Origin of the sequence: Curtobacterium sp. ME12, from assembly GCF_903970855.1 — a bacterium.
Taxonomy (GTDB): Bacteria; Actinomycetota; Actinomycetes; order Actinomycetales; family Microbacteriaceae; genus Curtobacterium; species Curtobacterium poinsettiae_A.
Genome location: NZ_CAJCKD010000010.1, coordinates 75656 through 91448, shown reverse-complemented (window position 1 = coordinate 91448; position 15793 = coordinate 75656). Strand labels below are relative to the sequence as shown.

General features: G+C 70.7%; 16 protein-coding genes and 1 tRNA gene. 11 read left to right on the top strand and 6 right to left on the bottom strand.

From position 1 onward, the window contains the following. Positions 1-127: 127 nt before the first annotated feature. Positions 128-1435: a DUF4032 domain-containing protein gene (locus H7A73_RS07335; RefSeq protein WP_182065332.1), complete on the bottom strand. Its 1308-nt coding sequence runs from the start codon at positions 1433-1435 to the stop codon at positions 128-130. 84 nt (positions 1436-1519) lie between these two features. Beyond that, complete coding sequence (locus tag H7A73_RS07330; RefSeq protein WP_182065331.1) at positions 1520-2620, bottom strand: ABC transporter ATP-binding protein; 1101 nt, start codon at positions 2618-2620, stop codon at positions 1520-1522. Positions 2621-2862: 242 nt separating this feature from the next. On the opposite strand from H7A73_RS07330, the gene H7A73_RS07325 reads away from it, so the two are divergent. Then, positions 2863-3795, top strand: coding sequence for a DsbA family protein (locus H7A73_RS07325; RefSeq protein ID WP_182065330.1), 933 nt, complete (start codon positions 2863-2865; stop codon positions 3793-3795). A 216-nt stretch (positions 3796-4011) separates the two neighbouring features. On the opposite strand, the gene H7A73_RS07320 is transcribed toward H7A73_RS07325, so the two are convergent. After that, a complete protein-coding gene (locus H7A73_RS07320) occupies positions 4012-4905 on the bottom strand; it encodes a neutral zinc metallopeptidase (RefSeq protein ID WP_182065329.1) in 894 nt (297 codons plus the stop codon). Positions 4906-5019: 114 nt separating this feature from the next. Here H7A73_RS07320 and H7A73_RS07315 point away from each other — a divergent pair, with 114 nt between their 5' ends. Further along, on the top strand, positions 5020-6162 hold the full coding sequence (locus tag H7A73_RS07315; protein WP_182065328.1) for a glycerol dehydrogenase: 1143 nt from the start codon (positions 5020-5022) through the stop codon (positions 6160-6162). Positions 6163-6181: 19 nt separating this feature from the next. On the opposite strand, the gene H7A73_RS07310 is transcribed toward H7A73_RS07315, so the two are convergent. After that, positions 6182-6985, bottom strand: coding sequence for an NAD(P)H-hydrate epimerase (locus H7A73_RS07310; protein ID WP_259362764.1), 804 nt, complete (start codon positions 6983-6985; stop codon positions 6182-6184). Here H7A73_RS07310 and H7A73_RS07305 point away from each other — a divergent pair. Together H7A73_RS07305 and H7A73_RS07300 are read left to right on the top strand one after the other, a co-directional pair. Then, entirely contained in the window at positions 6984-7769 is a 786-nt protein-coding gene (locus H7A73_RS07305) for an alpha/beta fold hydrolase (protein ID WP_071244025.1), read from the top strand. The genes H7A73_RS07310 and H7A73_RS07305 overlap by 2 nt on opposite strands. A gap of 53 nt (positions 7770-7822) precedes the next feature. Beyond that, the gene (locus tag H7A73_RS07300) at positions 7823-8854 is read left to right on the top strand and encodes an aldo/keto reductase (protein ID WP_182065327.1); all 1032 of its coding nucleotides are present in this window, start codon (positions 7823-7825) and stop codon (positions 8852-8854) included. Positions 8855-9085: 231 nt separating this feature from the next. Here the strand turns inward: H7A73_RS07300 and H7A73_RS07295 are convergent. Then, positions 9086-9161, bottom strand: a tRNA-Thr gene (locus H7A73_RS07295). 37 nt (positions 9162-9198) lie between these two features. Beyond that, entirely contained in the window at positions 9199-9606 is a 408-nt protein-coding gene (msrB, locus tag H7A73_RS07290) for a peptide-methionine (R)-S-oxide reductase MsrB (protein ID WP_027466599.1), read from the bottom strand. A 65-nt stretch (positions 9607-9671) separates the two neighbouring features. On the opposite strand from msrB, the gene H7A73_RS07285 reads away from it, so the two are divergent. From H7A73_RS07285 to H7A73_RS07255, 7 genes are all read left to right on the top strand, one after another. Continuing rightward, positions 9672-10145 carry a GNAT family N-acetyltransferase gene (locus H7A73_RS07285; RefSeq protein WP_182065326.1) on the top strand — a complete coding sequence of 158 codons (474 nt, stop codon included), beginning with the start codon at positions 9672-9674 and terminating at the stop codon, positions 10143-10145. Beyond that, positions 10145-11146, top strand: coding sequence for a DUF2332 family protein (locus tag H7A73_RS07280; RefSeq protein WP_182065325.1), 1002 nt, complete (start codon positions 10145-10147; stop codon positions 11144-11146). The genes H7A73_RS07285 and H7A73_RS07280 overlap by 1 nt, the downstream gene beginning before the upstream one ends. Positions 11147-11242: 96 nt before the next feature. Continuing rightward, the gene (locus tag H7A73_RS07275; RefSeq protein ID WP_259362763.1) at positions 11243-11584 is read left to right on the top strand and encodes a DUF3263 domain-containing protein; all 342 of its coding nucleotides are present in this window, start codon (positions 11243-11245) and stop codon (positions 11582-11584) included. Continuing rightward, positions 11581-12186 carry a LytR C-terminal domain-containing protein gene (locus H7A73_RS07270; protein WP_111235678.1) on the top strand — a complete coding sequence of 202 codons (606 nt, stop codon included), beginning with the start codon at positions 11581-11583 and terminating at the stop codon, positions 12184-12186. Before H7A73_RS07275 ends, H7A73_RS07270 begins: the two co-directional genes overlap by 4 nt. Before the next feature lie 203 nt (positions 12187-12389). Beyond that, on the top strand, positions 12390-12593 hold the full coding sequence (locus H7A73_RS07265; RefSeq protein ID WP_017888049.1) for a cold-shock protein: 204 nt from the start codon (positions 12390-12392) through the stop codon (positions 12591-12593). Positions 12594-12850: 257 nt separating this feature from the next. After that, the gene (gene groL, locus H7A73_RS07260) at positions 12851-14473 is read left to right on the top strand and encodes a chaperonin GroEL (RefSeq protein ID WP_071404070.1); all 1623 of its coding nucleotides are present in this window, start codon (positions 12851-12853) and stop codon (positions 14471-14473) included. Between the two features lie 359 nt (positions 14474-14832). Then, the gene (locus tag H7A73_RS07255) at positions 14833-15678 is read left to right on the top strand and encodes a hypothetical protein (protein ID WP_182065323.1); all 846 of its coding nucleotides are present in this window, start codon (positions 14833-14835) and stop codon (positions 15676-15678) included. Positions 15679-15793: the final 115 nt, after the last annotated feature.

Here is a 15793-nt window from a genome sequence, read left to right as displayed (position 1 = left end):
ACGGTCAGGACACGTCGGATGGTGCCCGCCGTGTGGTCACGAGTCGTCGCTGCGCGACGCCCCAGGCGACGGTCTGCGACCAGTCGGCGTCCACCCGGCGGGGTGTCGTGACCGAGCGGAGACCGCGTCAGACCGTGGCGCGCCAGTCGTCGACGTCGTCGGACTCGTCGGACACGTCGTCGTCCAGCACCGGGATCGGCACGGTGATCGACGAGGTCGGCGGGTTGATGAGCAGGCGCTCGTCACGACGGTGTCGGAGCACGTCGTTGATGTAGGCGGTCGTGGCCTCGGGCAGGGAGACGGAGCGCTCCTCTTGCTGGGACATGAACCAGCGGTGCTCGAGCAGCTCGTGGAACACCTCGGCGGGTTCGAGCCGGCCGCGCAGGTCACGGGGGATCGAGCGGACGACGGGCTCGAAGACCCGTGAGACCCACTCGTGCGCCACCATCTCCTCGTCGAGTTCGTCACGGCCGTTCCGGGCGCGGTACGAGTCGAGGTCGTTGAGCAGGCGCCGGGCCTGGTTCTCGCCGGCGTCGAGCCCGGTGAGCCGCAGCAGTCGTCGCTGGTGGTGCCCGGCGTCGACGACCTTCGGCTGGATCCGGACCTGCGAGCCGCCCTCGGTCGTGTGGATCGAGAGCTCCTCGATGTCGAAGCCGAGCCCGTTCAGGCGCTCCACGCGGTCGTTGATGCGCCAGCGTTCCTTGATGTCGAACTGCTCGGTGCCGGTGAGCTCGGTCCAGAGCGTCCGGTACTGGGCGACGATGCGGTTCGAGACGTCGACGGGGTCGGCGTTCTCGTCGAGCCGGCCGCCGGCCTCGAGGTCGAGCAGCTCGCCGGCGATGTTCACACGGGCGACCTCGAGGTCGTTCTCGCGCTGGCCGTTCGACAGCCCGCCGGGGTAGAGCTTGCCGGTCTCGGCGTCGACCAGGTACGCGGCGAAGGCTCCGGCGTCGCGACGGAACAGCGTGTTCGACAGCGACACGTCGCCCCAGTAGAACCCGATGACGTGCAGGCGGACGAGCAGCAGCGCGAGGGCGTCGACCAGACGGGTGGCGGTCTCGGGGCGCAGCGTCTGCGAGTAGAGCGCGCGGTAGGGCAGGGAGAACCGCAGGTGGCGGGTCACGAGCACGGGGTGCAGTGGTTCACCGTCGGCGTCGACGCGGTTCGTGATGACCGCGACAGGGTCCACGCACGGCACGTCCATGCGCTGCAGGGTCCGGAGCATCTCGTACTCGGACCGGGCGACCTCTTCGCCGGTCTCCTTCACCGCGGCGACGTACCCGCTCAGGTGCACGAACCGCACGAGGTGCCGCGAGATGCCCTTCGGCAGCGCGACGATCGTGTCGTCGGGCCAGTCGGCGAGCGGCAGGTCCCACGGCAGGTCGAGCAGGCCGGGGTCGACGGTGGCGGCGGTGATGGACATCGAGTCGGGCACGGTGGTTCCTCTGGTGTCGGGGACAGCCGAGAGCCCGCGTCCGCCCTTGTGAGGCGGGCGCGGGCTCTCGGGGGAGTGCGCTGGTTACGCGCTGACGACGGCCTTGTCGTCGAGGCGGTCGCCCGACTCGGTGTCGAAGGCGTGGACGTGGCCCTGCTTCGGCGTGACGACGATCGTGTCACCGATCGACGGGTGCGCACGGCCGTCGACACGGGCGACGATGTCGGCGCGCTGGCCGTTCACGTCGGCGTGACCGTAGAGGTAGCCGTCGGCGCCGAGCTCCTCGACGACGTCGACCGTGACGGGCAGGCCCTCGCCGGACTGCGACACGATGACGTCCTCGGGGCGGATGCCGACCGTGATCTGTGCGGCACGGGCGTTCGACAGGGTGTCGCGGTCGATCGCGTGGTTGAGCGTGCCGAACTTGATGCCGCCCTCGATGACGTCGGCGGGCAGCAGGTTCATGGCCGGCGAACCGATGAAGCCGGCGACGAACACGTTGTTCGGCTTCTCGTACAGGTCGCGCGGCGTGCCGACCTGCTGCAGGATGCCGTCCTTGAGCACCGCGATGCGGTCACCCATGGTGAGGGCCTCGGTCTGGTCGTGCGTGACGTAGACCGTGGTGACGCCGAGGCGACGCTGCAGCGACGCGATCTGCGTACGGGTCTGGACGCGGAGCTTGGCGTCGAGGTTCGACAGCGGCTCGTCCATGAGGAACACCTGCGGCTGACGGACGATCGCACGGCCCATCGCGACGCGCTGACGCTGACCACCGGAGAGCGCCTTCGGCTTGCGGCCGAGGTAGTCCTCGAGGTCCAGGAGCTTGGCGGCCTCCTGCACGCGGGTGGCGCGCTCTTCCTTGCCGACACCGGCGATCTTGAGCGCGAAGCCCATGTTCTCGGCGACGGTCATGTGCGGGTACAGCGCGTAGTTCTGGAACACCATCGCGATGTCGCGGTCCTTCGGCGGGACGTCCGTGACGTCGCGGTCGCCGATGCGGATCTGACCGGAGTTGACCTCTTCGAGGCCGGCCAGCATGCGGAGCGAGGTGGACTTGCCGCAGCCCGAGGGGCCGACGAGGACGAGGAACTCGCCGTCGGCGACGTCCAGGTCGAGGGAGTCGACCGCGGGACGGCTGCCTCCGGGGTAGAGACGGGTTGCCTTGTCATAGGTGACGGACGCCATGAGCGTTCGGTCCTTCCTTCACCGGCAGGTACGTGCCGGACGATCCGAGTGAAGCGGTGTGCCCGGAGGGGCCCCGGACAGTCGCCGTCGACTGTCGGTGTTCATACAACACGAGTTCACCCGGGCGCGCCAGTGTTTTCCCCGTGGTCGGCGGCTTCCCAGAGCGCCCCACTACAATCGCCGGGTCCGTCCGCCGAGCAGGGGAACGCCGAGCGGACACCGATCAGGAGGACGACGCACCGATGAACAACCGCCCCGAGGGTGCCGCCCGCGCCGCGCGGAACGAGCGCCGTGAAGCCGCCCGCCAGCGAGCCCAGCGTGCCCGGACCCAGCAGAAGCGACGCCAGCGTGGTGTCCGGCTCGGCCTGCAGATCGGGCTCGGGGTCGTGCTCCTCGCCGCCGCGACGATCGTCACGCTCGTGCTGGTCGACTCCGTGAAGCCCGCCGGCCCCGGCCCGTCGACCATGTCGCAGGGCGGCATCACCATCGGGCAGGGCCTGGAGCCGGTGACGGCATCGGCGTCCGGATCGGCCTCCGCGTCGCCGAGCAGCGCCGCGACCGACAGCGCCGGCACCGTCCGGATCACCCTGTACGTCGACTACCTCTGCCCGGGCTGCGGTCAGTTCGAGCAGGCGAACGGCGACTACATCGAGGACCTGGTCGACTCCGGTGCAGCCACGGTCGACATCCACCCGGTCGCGATCCTGTCGAACCGCTCGCAGGGTACGAAGTACTCCCTCCGCGCCGCGAACGCCGCCGCCTGCGTGGCCGAGCACTCCCCGAACCAGTTCTACGCGGTGAACCAGGCGCTCTTCGCGAAGCAGCCGGACGAGGGCACCCCGGGCTTGACGGACGCCGAGCTCACCGACGTCGTCACGGGCGTGCAGGGGCTGCAGGAACGCAGCGCCGTCCGGAGCTGCATCGCCGACCAGGACTACGCCAAGTGGGTGGACGAGCAGACGACGGCGGTGTCCGACGGCACGATCCCCGGGTCGACGCTCAAGGAGTTCCCCGGCACGCCGCTCGTGCTCGTGAACGGGCAGCGCTACGAGCTGACCTCCCCGGTCACGAACGACGACTTCCGCACCTTCGTGGTGACGGCCGCCGGGGCGACCGACGCCACCCCGACGCCCACGCCGAGCGCGACCCCGTCGCCCACGCCGACCAAGCGCTGACGTCCGGACGAGCGCTGACGCCTCGACGAGCGCTGACGCCTCGACGAGCGCTGACGCCTCGACGAGCGCCGATGTCCCGACGAGCGCCGACGCGCTGACCACGGACGGAAGGCCCGGTGCCAGCTGGCACCCCTCCCTCGCAGGCTCGGTCGGCGCGCCCCGCGCGACGCTCCGCGTCGCCGCTGAGCGGGTCGCGCCCGTCCGTCACCGGTGCGGCTAGAGGGCAGAACCCGGGATGCTCAGGGTGTCGCAGCTCGTCGCGCCCTGCTGGTAGCCCTGCAGGAACCAGCGCTGTCGCTGCTCGCTCGACCCGTGCGTGAACGAGTCCGGGTCGACGCGGCCGGTCGCACGCTCCTGGATGCTGTCGTCGCCCACGGCGCTCGCCGCGGACAGGGCGTCGGTGATCTGCGAGCGGGTGATCGGTTCGAAGAAGGTCTCGCCGTTCGCGTCCTCGGTGGTCGCGGCGTCGCCGACCCAGGCCCCGGCGTAGCAGTCCGCCTGCAGCTCGACGCGGACACTGCCCGACGAGGCACCCGTGCCGGAGCGGTCGGTGTTCGCGAACGACCCCTGCAACTGCTGCACGTGGTGGCCCCACTCGTGTGCGACGACGTACATCTGCGCGAGCGGACCGCCGGACGAGCCGTACTGCGACTGCAGGTCGTCGTAGAACGCGGTGTCCAGGAAGATCGCACGGTCCGGCGGGCAGTAGAACGGGCCGGTCGCGGCCGAGGCCTGCCCACACGAGGTGTCGGTGGAGTCCTGGAACAGGAAGAACTCCGGTGACGTGTACGAGATGCCGAGCGACCGCGCCTCGGAGGTCCAGTAGGCGTCGAGGGACTCGGCCGCGCCCTCCATCCGGCACTCGACGCGCAGGTTGGCGTCGCGGCCGGTCCGGCACTCGGGGGCGGCGTCGACCGACTCGCCGCCCTGCTGGATCGTCGTCAGGCCGGTGCCGCCACCGACGATCCGGCTCAAGTCGAAGCCGGTGAACTGCGCGATCAGGAACACCACGATGGCGCCGACGCCCACGGCACCTCCGCCGATCGCGGTGGTGCGACCCCGCCGCTTGACCTTGCCGCCCCGGAGTTGCGAGTCGTCGTTGAACGTCATGGTCCCGAACCTACCGATCGGCACCTCCCGATCAGCAGCCCCGCGTACCGTCGGCGGCGTCGGGCACCCCGACACCTGTCGTACACCTGTCGTACAACCGGAAGGAACCGCACGATGGCCACTCCCATCAGCACCGTGATGAGCCCCGCCCGCTACGTCCAGGGCAAGGACGCGATCACCCGCGTCGGCGAGTTCATCGCCCCGATCGGCAAGCGGCCCCTGATCGTCGCCGACGACGTGGTCTGGGGCATCGTCGAGACCGCCGTCTCCGAGAGCTTCCGGTCCGCCGACCTGGCCGTGGAGCGTGTCGGGTTCGGCCGCTTCGCCACCCCCGAAGCCGTCGACGAGCTCGTCGAACAGATCCGCGCGAAGGACGCCGACGTCATCGTGGGGCTCGGCGGTGGCTCCGCGATCGACGCCGCGAAGGCCGCGGGACACCTGGCCGGCATCCGGTGGGCCAGCGTGCCGACTGCCGCGTCCACGGACGCCCCGACCTCGGCGCTCGCCGTGATCTACACCGACGAGGGTGAGTTCATCGAGTACCGCTTCTTCCCGCACAACCCGGACCTCGTGCTCATCGACACCAGGCTCGTCGCCAACGCGCCGGTGCGGTTCCTGGTCGCGGGCATCGGCGACGCGCTGGCGACCTGGGTCGAGGCCCGTGCCGCGAAGCGCGCCAACGCCGACACCATGGCCGGCGGCCTGCAGACCCAGACCGGTGTCGCGCTCGCCGAGCTGTCGTGGAAGCTCCTGCACGAGAACGCCCTGCAGGCCATCGAGGCAGTCAAGGCCCGGGTCGTCACCCCGGCGCTCGAGAAGGTCGTCGAGGCGAACACGCTGCTGTCGGGCCTGGGCTTCGAGTCCGGTGGGCTCGCCGCCGCCCACGCGATCCACAACGGGCTGACCGCGGCTCCGCAGGCGCACGGCCTGGCGCACGGGCAGAAGGTGAACATCGGGACGATCGCGCAGCTGGTGCTCGAGGGTGCCCCGGCCGAGGAGATCGAGGACTTCGTCGTCTTCACCACGAAGGTCGGCCTGCCGAACACCCTCACCGAGATCGGCCTGACGGTGGACGACCGGGACGTGCTGCGCGCCGTGGCCGAGGCCGCGACGGTGGCGGGCGAGACCATCCACAACATGCCGTTCCCGGTGACGCCCGAGCTCGTGGTCGATGCCCTGGTCGCGATCGAGGGCATCGCACGCAGCGTCCGCGCCGAGCACGGTCTGCCGGAGCCCGTGCTGTACGAGCACCACTGACGCACGGACGTTCGAGGGGTCAGGTGCGGATCAGCGGCTCCATCGTCGCCAGGTCCGCACCGATCCCGACGTCGACGAGTTCGATCCGCCCGGCGAGGGTGGCGGCGGGTCCGGTCAGCAGGCCGGCCTTCACCCCGCCGAAGGTGACGGTGACGTCGGCGTGCAGGACGTGGTCGTCGGCGACCCCGCCCGTGTCCACGTCGACGCCGCTCGGCACGTCCACCGCGACGACGAACGGCGCACGCTGGTCGCGGGCGAGCTCGCGGATGGCGTCCACGACCTCCCGCGCGGGGGACCGCAGTGCGGTCGCGCCGTGCACCCCGATGCCGAGGATGCCGTCGAGCACGAGGTCGGCCTCGAGTGCCGCCTCGGTCGCGACGTCCGCCAGCCGCTCGCCGTCGCTCCGGCCGGCGGCCCGCAGGATGTCCGCCGCCCCGCCCGCGTTCGGTCCCGAGGCGCCGGACGGGCCGTCCAGCAGACGCGCGCCGGCGTCCAGCGCCGCTGCCAGGCCGGCCTCGTGGACACGGGAACCGACGCGCAGGACCGTCACGTGCCTCCCGGCCGCTGCCAGGCGAGCACCGGCGAACAGCGCGTCACCGCCGTTGTCGCCGCTGCCGGCGAGCACGAGGACGGAACCCGGCCCGTCGACCGGCCGCACGGCCGGGTCGTCCAGCAGGTCGCCGACGATGCGAGCGAGCCCGTCGGCGGCGCGCTGCATCAGGGGTTCCCCCGCGTCGAGGTGGGGGCGTTCCGCCGCCCGGATCTGATCGCCGCCGTAGCCGTCCATGGCCACCACACTGCCCCGGTACGCTGGAGAGGACATGTCACTCGTCCCCGAAGCGCCCCGCCCCCGGTTCGTGATGTCGCCCGACGGGCTGCGACTCGCGACCTACGACTTCGGCGACCCGGACGCCCCGGCCGTCATCGCGGTGCACGGTTTCGCCTCCGGTGCGGTGCTCAACTGGCACGCCTCGGGCTGGACACGACACCTGGTCCGTGCCGGGTACCGGGTCCTGGCGCTCGACCAGCGCGGACACGGCGCGAGCGCGAAGCCGCACGACCCGGGTGCGTACTCGATGGACCTGCTCGTCGCCGACGTCACCACGGTCATCGACACGTACCTGCTCGACGACGTCGCGTTCCTCGGCTACTCGCTCGGCGCACGGGTCGGCTGGCACACCGCCGAGCGGCTGCCCGGCCGGATCTCGCGCGCGGTGTTCGGCGGGATCCCGGACGCCGACCCGATGCGTCGTGTCCGCGTCGACCAGGCGAAGGCGTACATCGCCGACGGCACCCCCATCGAGGACCGCGTCACCAACGGGTACCTGACGATGGCGGGCAACGTCGAGGGCAACGACCTCGGCGCGCTCGTGGCCATGGTCGAGGGGATGCGGAACAGCATCGAGCCGACCCCGGAGAACGCCCCGGCGCAGCCGCTCCTGATCGCCGCGGGCAGCGAGGACGGCATCCGGGACAGCGCGGTCCGGCTCGCCGAGGCCGCACCGGACGCCACGTTCTTCGAGATCCCGGGGCGCAACCACTTCAACGCCCCGACCTCGCGACCGTTCCGCGAGGCGGCGCTGCGGTTCCTGTCCGCCCCGCGCTGAGGGGTACTCGTGGGTCCCCTCGGTCGGACGGCACCGGGCGTACCGTCCCCGCCATGGACTACAGACTCCTCGGCAACAGCGGGACATCGGTGTCGACGCTGACCCTCGGCACCATGACGTTCGGCAGCGAAGCCGACGAACCCACCTCACACGCCATCCTCGACGCCTTCGTGGCCGCCGGTGGCACGCTCGTCGACACGGCGGACGTCTACTCCGGCAACGAGTCCGAGCGGATCATCGGCCGCTGGCTCGCAGCACACCCCACCGAGGCCGCGCAGGTCGTCCTCGCCACCAAGGGCCGGTTCCCGCAGGGCGACGGCCCGAACGACCTCGGCCTGTCCCGACGACACCTGCGCGTGGCCCTCGACGCCTCGCTCGAGCGGCTCGGCGTCGACCACATCGACCTGTACCAGATGCACGCGTGGGACGCCCTGACCCCCATCGACGAGACCCTGCGGTTCCTCGACGACGCCGTGTCCGCCGGCAAGATCGGCTCGTACGGGTTCTCGAACTACCTCGGCTACCAGGTCACCAAGGCCGTCTACGAGGCGAAGGCGCACGGCTGGGCACCGCCCGTCACCCTGCAGCCGCAGTACAACCTGCTCGTCCGCGACATCGAGCACGAGATCGTCCCCGCCTGCCTCGACGCCGGCATCGGCCTGCTGCCCTGGTCCCCCCTAGCCGGCGGCTGGCTCTCCGGCAAGTACCAGCGCGACGAGGCCCCGTCCGGTGCCACCCGCCTGGGCGAGAACCCGCAGCGCGGTATGGAGGCCTGGGAAGCACGCAACGGTGACGAGCGCACGTGGGAGGTGCTCGACGCCGTCTCCGAGGTCGCCGACGCCCACGACGCGTCGAAGTCGCAGGTCGCACTGGCCTGGCTGCTGGCCCGGCCCGCGGTCACGAGCGTGATCCTCGGCGTCCGCACCCTGTCGCAGCTCGAGGACAACCTCGGCGCCGCGGACGTGGTGCTCACCGACGACGAACTCACCCGACTGACCGACGCCAGCGCTCCCCGCATCGACGACTACCCCTACGGCACCGCCGGCGTCGCGCAGCGAGAGCGGAAGATCACGGGCGGACGCTGAGCTGGCGGGCGCTGAGCCGGCGGACGCTGAGCGGACAGGGCCGCTGCGCGTTCGTGCACATCGTGCGGATTTCCGCGGATGTGGGGTCAGGGTGTGGACGCGCAGGTCGGTGAGGTGTCATCCTCGTCGCACGACCGGCTGGTTACCGCGTCCAGCGCCCGGAACGCCCCCTGATCCGCGTTCCGTGTGCCGATGCCCCGGGCGAGACTTCGCCCGGGGCATCGCTTCGTGTGGGGCCGGCAGCGGGACTTGAACCCGCAACCCCCGTATTACAAGTACGGTGCGCTACCAATTGCGCCATGCCGGCTGACGCCGCTCATCTTACCGGTGAGGGCGTCCGGGGCTCACTCGCCCGACTTCTCCGAGAAGTTCAGCGAGATCGAGTTCATGCAGTACCGGTCACCCGTGGGGGTGCCGAACCCGTCCGGGAACACGTGGCCCAGGTGCGAACCGCAGTTCGCGCACCGGACCTCGGTGCGGGCCATGCCGAGGGAGTTGTCCTCGATGAGCTGCACGGCGTCCGGGTTCACCGACTCGTAGAACGACGGCCAGCCGCAGCCGGAGTCGAACTTCGTGCCGCTCTTGAACAGCTCCGCGTTGCAGGCCGCACAGGTGTAGACGCCGGCACGCTCCTCGTCGAGGAGTTCACCGGTCCACGGTCGTTCGGTCCCCGCCTGGCGGAGGACGGCGTACTGGTCCGGGGAGAGCTCCTCGCGCCACTGGGCGTCGGACTTGTCGACGTTGTATGCCATTGGTTCCTCCTGCTTCCGGCCGGGCTCTTCCGGGCGCTCCCGACCACTTCACTAAACTCGCCACGATGTCCGAGCATTCCGTGCACCACGCCCGCTGGACCCGTCTGACGACGGACGAACTGTACGGCATCGTCGTCCTGCGCAACCGCGTGTTCGCGCTCGAGCAACGGGTCACCGCCGAGGACTTCGACGGCCGTGACCGCGAGCCCGACACCGAGCACTGGTGGTTCGGCACGGACACCGATGCGGTTGGGTACCTGCGGCTCATCCGCCCGGCGGTCGACGAGGTCCACCCCGACGGCGAGGAGTCGCCGGCGTGGGTGATCGGCCGCGTCGCGACCGACCCGGACCACCGTGGGCAGGGGATCGCCGGCCGGCTCGTCGCCGCCGTGCTCGACGAACACGGACACGAGCCGTTCGTCCTGCACGCCCAGGAGTACGTCGCAGCCCTGTACGAGCGGTACGGCTTCGTGCGGTTCGGGGAGCCGTACGACGAGGCCGGCATCCGCCACGTGGGCATGTACCGGCCCGGGCGCTGATGGGCACCCGCGCCCGGTACGACGCGTTCGCGGACCGGATCCAGGCCGTCTCGCCGTCGTACGCCGCCTGGGCACGGTCGCTCGACGACTCCCTCGTCGCGCTCCTCGCCGAGGTCCCCGAGCAGCAGCGGCAGCCGGAACTGTTCTTCGCCGTCGCGCGGCGGCTGGGCGCGGACCCGTCGGACCCGGGTGCGCTGCGCGCGCTCGGCCTGGAGGCCCGCCCCGCGCTCGTCACGGCCCTCGCCTCCGCCACGGTGCAGGCCAACGACCCGCAGCGGCTCGCGCCGGTCGTCCCGCTGTTCGCGGCGCTCGCCGAGCGGTCGACGCGTCCGCTCGGCCTGGTCGACGCAGGGGCCGCCGCCGGGCTGTGCTCGATCCCGGACCGGGTGACCCTGGACTACCGGGTCGGTTCCGGAGCCGCGGTCCTGCGGATGCACACGGCCGTTACCGATCCCTCGGTCCGGCTGGTGGCGGACGCCTCCGGGGCCGTCCCCACACCGGCGATCGTCCCGATCAGGGTCGGTGCCCGTGTGGCCCTCGACCCGAACCCGATCGACCTGTCGGTCCCCGGTGCGTTCGACCGGCTCGTCGAGGCCGTCCCACCCGAGGCGTCGGACCGGACCGCCCTGATGCGTCAGGCTGCGCGCGCGACGCTCGCCGTGCCTCCAGACCGGCTCGTCGGTGTCGTGCCGGGTGACCTCGACCGTGCACTGGACGCCCTGCCGGACGACGTCGAACCGGTCGTCCTGACCACCGGGACCCTGGTCTACGTGCGGGGCGCGGACCGGCAGCGGTTCGTCGACCGGATCCGTGAGCGGGGGGTGCACTGGATCGCCCTCGAACGCACCGGGATCCTGCGCGGGGTGGCGGCGACGCTGCCCGACGACGTGGACGCGGCCGATCCGGACGCCTTCGCGACGGTCTCACTCGACGGGGGCGCGGTGGCCGTCTCCGACCCGTTCGGGACACGAGTGCGCTGGTTCCGCGCGCCGGACCTGTGACCGGTGTTCGCGACAGTCCAGCGCCGTGCCAGGGTCCGGATCGACTCCACCCCTACGATGTGCGAGACCCGTTACCCGACCGTGATCGGAACCGCCGTGACCAGCCCCACCGACGAACGCAGCGTCGACGAGCGCAGCGCTGACCAGCTCAGTGCTGACCAGCTCAGTGAGCTCGCGAAGCACGTGCTGACGTTCGAGCAGGACCGGGCACGGCACGACCGCACGAAGGAAGCGGAGATCCGGGTGGAGTTCGAGATGTCGGCGGCGCGCTACTACCAGGTGCTGAACCGCGTGATCGACTCGCCCGCGGCACTCGCGTACGACCCGCAGCTCGTCAGCCGGCTGCAGCGGCTCCGTCACGCGCGCACCAGCGCCCGGGCGACGCGCAGCTTCGTCGCGCCCGGCGCAGCTCCCGAAGGACGTGAAGAGGAACGATGAGCACGAGATTCCCCCGAGACCGGTTCGACGACGTCGCCGACGGCCCGCGGGTCGGTGCGCACCGCGGTGCCCAGCGTCGCGGCCGTGGCTGGATCGCCTTCGCCTGGGCAGCACTCGCCACGGGTGTGCTCGTCGGCATCGGGGTGCTCGTCCTCGCACTGCTGAACGGCAGCTACTCGTTCAACGGATCCGACTCGCCCTCGGCCTCCACGTCGGCGTCGGCGACCGCGAAGCCCTCGGCGACGTCCAAGCCGTCGGCGTCCTCGTCCGCCGGTTCCGGCTCCGCGGGGTCGGGCAGCGCTGCGGCCGCGACGCCGGCACAGCAGGGCACCACCACCGTCGTCGTGCTGAACGGCACGACCACCACGGGCCTCGCAAGCCGGGCGAGCGCGGCGCTGACCGGCGCCGGCTGGCAGGTCGCCTCCACCGGTGACGCCGGGACGACCGGGTCGACGTCGACGATCGTCTACTACCAGCAGGCGTCGCAGGCGGCGGTCGCGCAGGGCATCGCGAAGCAGCTCGGCGTCACGGCGGTGCAGCAGTCGGCGGCGTTCCCGAACGCCGACGTGAGCGTCGTCCTCGGCGCCGACTACACCGGCTGATCGGCCGCCGCGGGGCGTCCTGCCGGTCGTCGAGCCGCGTTTTCCGCGCATTGTGTGACGGCTGTGTTTCGAGCACGTTGATTTCTGACGGAATCGACGTGAAACAACGTCACACCTCTTGCCTGATCGGACGGGTTCGGTCAGAGTCCCATGCAGACGACGATCACGTCGTTCCGCACTGCAGTACCAGGGAGCAAGAGATCATGGCCAACGGAACCGTGAAGTGGTTCAACGCTGAAAAGGGCTTCGGCTTCATCACCGTGGATGGAGGGGGCCAGGACGTGTTCGTGCACTACTCGGCCATCGACATGTCGGGTTACAAGGTCCTCGAGGAGGGCCAGGCCGTCGTGTTCGACGTCGGGACCGGGTCGAAGGGCCCGCAGGCAGAGTCCGTCCGCCCCGCCTGAGCACCACCACTTCCAGAACGCGCCGTCCCGCCAGGGGCGGCGCGTTCGTCGTGTGCGGGGACCGCGACCGGCGCGGGGAGCGCGACCGCGGCGGTGGTGCGGGGTCCGCCGGACGCGACGTGTCCTGGGAAGTCGTCACGAGCCTCCCGACTGTGTTGCACTCACACCCGTCGAGTGCCAGAATCGGCGTTGGCACTCGCTCACGCTGAGTGCCAGCACGACCCCCAAGACGACGTCCGGGAGGGACGAAAAACCACATGGCTAAGATCATTGCTTTCGACGAGGAGGCCCGCCGTGGCCTCGAGCGCGGCCTGAACCAGCTGGCCGACGCCGTGAAGGTGACGCTCGGCCCGCGCGGCCGCAACGTCGTCCTCGAGAAGAAGTGGGGTGCCCCCACGATCACGAACGACGGTGTCTCCATCGCCAAGGAGATCGAGCTCGACGACCCGTACGAGAAGATCGGTGCGGAGCTCGTCAAGGAGGTCGCCAAGAAGACCGACGACGTCGCCGGTGACGGGACGACCACCGCGACCGTCCTCGCCCAGGCGCTCGTCCGCGAGGGCCTCCGCAACGTCGCCGCCGGTGCCGACCCCGTGTCGCTCAAGCGCGGCATCGAGAAGGCCGTCGCCGCCGTCTCCGACCAGCTCCTCGCCAACGCGAAGGACATCGAGACCAAGGACCAGATCGCCGCGACCGCGTCGATCTCGGCCGCTGACCCGACCATCGGCGCGCTCATCGCCGAGGCCATCGACAAGGTCGGCAAGGAAGGCGTCGTCACCGTCGAGGAGTCGAACACCTTCGGCACCGAGCTCGAGCTGACCGAGGGCATGCGCTTCGACAAGGGCTACCTGTCGCAGTACTTCGTCACCGACCCCGAGCGTCAGGAAGCCGTCTTCGAGGACGCCTACATCCTGATCGTCAACTCGAAGATCTCGAACATCAAGGACCTCCTGCCGGTCGTCGACAAGGTGATCCAGGCGGGCAAGCAGCTCCTGATCATCGCCGAGGACGTCGACGGTGAGGCCCTGGCCACGCTCGTCGTGAACAAGATCCGCGGCATCTTCAAGTCCGTCGCCGTCAAGGCCCCGGGCTTCGGTGACCGCCGCAAGGCCATGCTGCAGGACATCGCGATCCTCACCGGTGGCCAGGTCATCTCGGAAGAGGTCGGCCTCAAGCTCGAGAACGCGACGCTCGACCTGCTCGGTCGCGCCCGCAAGGTCGTCATCACCAAGGACGAGACCACGATCGTCGAGGGTGCCGGCGACGCCGAGCAGATCGCCGGCCGTGTCCGCCAGATCCGTGCCGAGATCGAGGCGACCGACTCCGACTACGACCGCGAGAAGCTCCAGGAGCGCCTCGCGAAGCTCGCCGGTGGCGTCGCCGTCATCAAGGCGGGTGCCGCGACCGAGGTCGAGCTCAAGGAGCGCAAGCACCGCATCGAGGACGCCGTCCGCAACGCGAAGGCTGCCGTCGAAGAGGGCATCGTCGCCGGTGGTGGCGTCGCCCTCATCCAGGCCGGTGCCGTTGCACTCGAGGCCCTCGAGCTCGAGGGTGACGAGGCGACCGGTGCGAACATCGTCCGCGTGGCCATCGACGCGCCGCTCAAGCAGATCGCGCTGAACGCCGGTCTCGAGCCGGGCGTCGTCGCCGCCAAGGTCCGCGAGCTCGAGTCGGGTTGGGGCCTCAACGCCGCGACCGGCGAGTACGTCGACCTGATCGCCGCCGGCATCATCGACCCCGCCAAGGTCACGCGTTCGGCGCTGCAGAACGCTGCGTCTATCGCCGGTCTGTTCCTGACCACCGAGGCCGTCGTCGCCGAGAAGCCCGAGCGCACCCCTGCTGCTCCGGCTGGCGACCCGACGGGTGGCATGGACTTCTAGAGTCCGTCTGACGGAAGGGCCCCGCACGCTGCGCGTGTGGGGCCCTTCCGTGTGTGGGGGGGTGTTCGGGAGGTCACAACACCCCGCTCAGGTCCGCCGAGCGGTCACGAATTGTCGGTCTGGCCCGTTCCAGTCGACTGGGTGTGACCGCTCGGCGGCGCGGGGGCGGGGAGTCATGGCCGGTTCGTGCCTGTGGCTTGCGCTTGTGTGGGGTCCTCTCTCCCGCACAGGAGGCCCGGCTCTCCTCGTTCTCCACAGGTTCCGAGCACACATGGTCGGCTCTCGTGCCCCGCAACGACCATGGCGGCATGTCAGCTGCCCGTCGCCTCCCTGCTCCGTTCGACCGGTCCACTTTTCGCGTGGCAGATGCGGTGGGGCACGGCATCGATCCGGAACGTCTCCGACGCGCCGACCTGGCAGCCCCGGTCCACGGTGTCCGTGCGCCGATCGATTCGGTGGACTTCATCGACGCCCTCGCCCTGGTCATGCGTCCCGATCAGTTCTTCAGTCACACGACCGCCGCCGCGATCTGGGGTGCGCCACTGCCGCATCCGGTGCGGTCGGTCGGCCCGGTGCACGTCTCGACCACGAGGGACGGGAGCCGGATGCGTCGGCCGGGCGTGGTCGCGCACCGCCTCGACCAGCCGAGGACCGTGGAACACCGCGGGTTCCTGGTCAGTGTCCCTGCGCAGATGTGGTTCGAGTGCGCCGGCGTGCTCGCACGTGACGCGCTCGTCGCCATCGGGGACCACCTCGTCGGACCGGCCGGGCTCGCGACGGCGGACGACCTCCGAGCGTCGATCCGCCCCGGCACACGCTTCGCGCTCGCTGCTCGGCGCGCGCTGGACCTCGTCCGGGCCGGGGCGGAGTCGCCGCAGGAGACCTGGCTCCGACTGGCAGTGGTCGACGCGGGGTTCCCCGAGCCGGAACTGAACGTCGACGTGCACGATGGTGCGGGGCGGTTCCTCGGCCGCGTCGACATGGCGTGGTCCGAGTTCGGCATCGCGTTGGAGTACGACGGCGATCACCACCGCGAGCGCGACACCTTCCGAAACGATCAACGACGGGACAACGGGTTCGTGGTGAACGACTGGCTCGTGATCCACGCGACGGCATCGGACGCACACCGACCCGCGGTGTTGTTCGAGCGACTCCGCCAGGCGTTCGAGGTCGGAGCGGTCGGAGGTCGTCGACGGTCAGCCTGACGGCCGTGATCGCCACGCTGAAGATCTCGTCGTCGGGCGGTCACGACACGTCGTCGGCCGTGCGCCGGCCGGTCACGAACTGTCGGTCAGCAGGCATGCAGACGACAGATCGTGA

Excerpts from the sequence above, each read along its gene's own strand:
- H7A73_RS07330 (WP_182065331.1), bottom strand. The coding sequence starts at position 2,620 with ATGGCGTCCGTCACCTATGACAAGGCAACCCGTCTCTACCCCGGAGGC.
- H7A73_RS07325 (WP_182065330.1), top strand. The coding sequence starts at position 2,863 with ATGAACAACCGCCCCGAGGGTGCCGCCCGCGCCGCGCGGAACGAGCGC.
- H7A73_RS07320 (WP_182065329.1), bottom strand. The coding sequence starts at position 4,905 with ATGACGTTCAACGACGACTCGCAACTCCGGGGCGGCAAGGTCAAGCGG.
- H7A73_RS07315 (WP_182065328.1), top strand. The coding sequence starts at position 5,020 with ATGGCCACTCCCATCAGCACCGTGATGAGCCCCGCCCGCTACGTCCAG.
- H7A73_RS07305 (WP_071244025.1), top strand. The coding sequence starts at position 6,984 with ATGTCACTCGTCCCCGAAGCGCCCCGCCCCCGGTTCGTGATGTCGCCC.
- H7A73_RS07310 (WP_259362764.1), bottom strand. The coding sequence starts at position 6,985 with ATGTCCTCTCCAGCGTACCGGGGCAGTGTGGTGGCCATGGACGGCTAC.
- H7A73_RS07300 (WP_182065327.1), top strand. The coding sequence starts at position 7,823 with ATGGACTACAGACTCCTCGGCAACAGCGGGACATCGGTGTCGACGCTG.
- msrB (WP_027466599.1), bottom strand. The coding sequence starts at position 9,606 with ATGGCATACAACGTCGACAAGTCCGACGCCCAGTGGCGCGAGGAGCTC.
- H7A73_RS07285 (WP_182065326.1), top strand. The coding sequence starts at position 9,672 with ATGTCCGAGCATTCCGTGCACCACGCCCGCTGGACCCGTCTGACGACG.
- H7A73_RS07280 (WP_182065325.1), top strand. The coding sequence starts at position 10,145 with ATGGGCACCCGCGCCCGGTACGACGCGTTCGCGGACCGGATCCAGGCC.
- H7A73_RS07270 (WP_111235678.1), top strand. The coding sequence starts at position 11,581 with ATGAGCACGAGATTCCCCCGAGACCGGTTCGACGACGTCGCCGACGGC.
- H7A73_RS07265 (WP_017888049.1), top strand. The coding sequence starts at position 12,390 with ATGGCCAACGGAACCGTGAAGTGGTTCAACGCTGAAAAGGGCTTCGGC.
- groL (WP_071404070.1), top strand. The coding sequence starts at position 12,851 with ATGGCTAAGATCATTGCTTTCGACGAGGAGGCCCGCCGTGGCCTCGAG.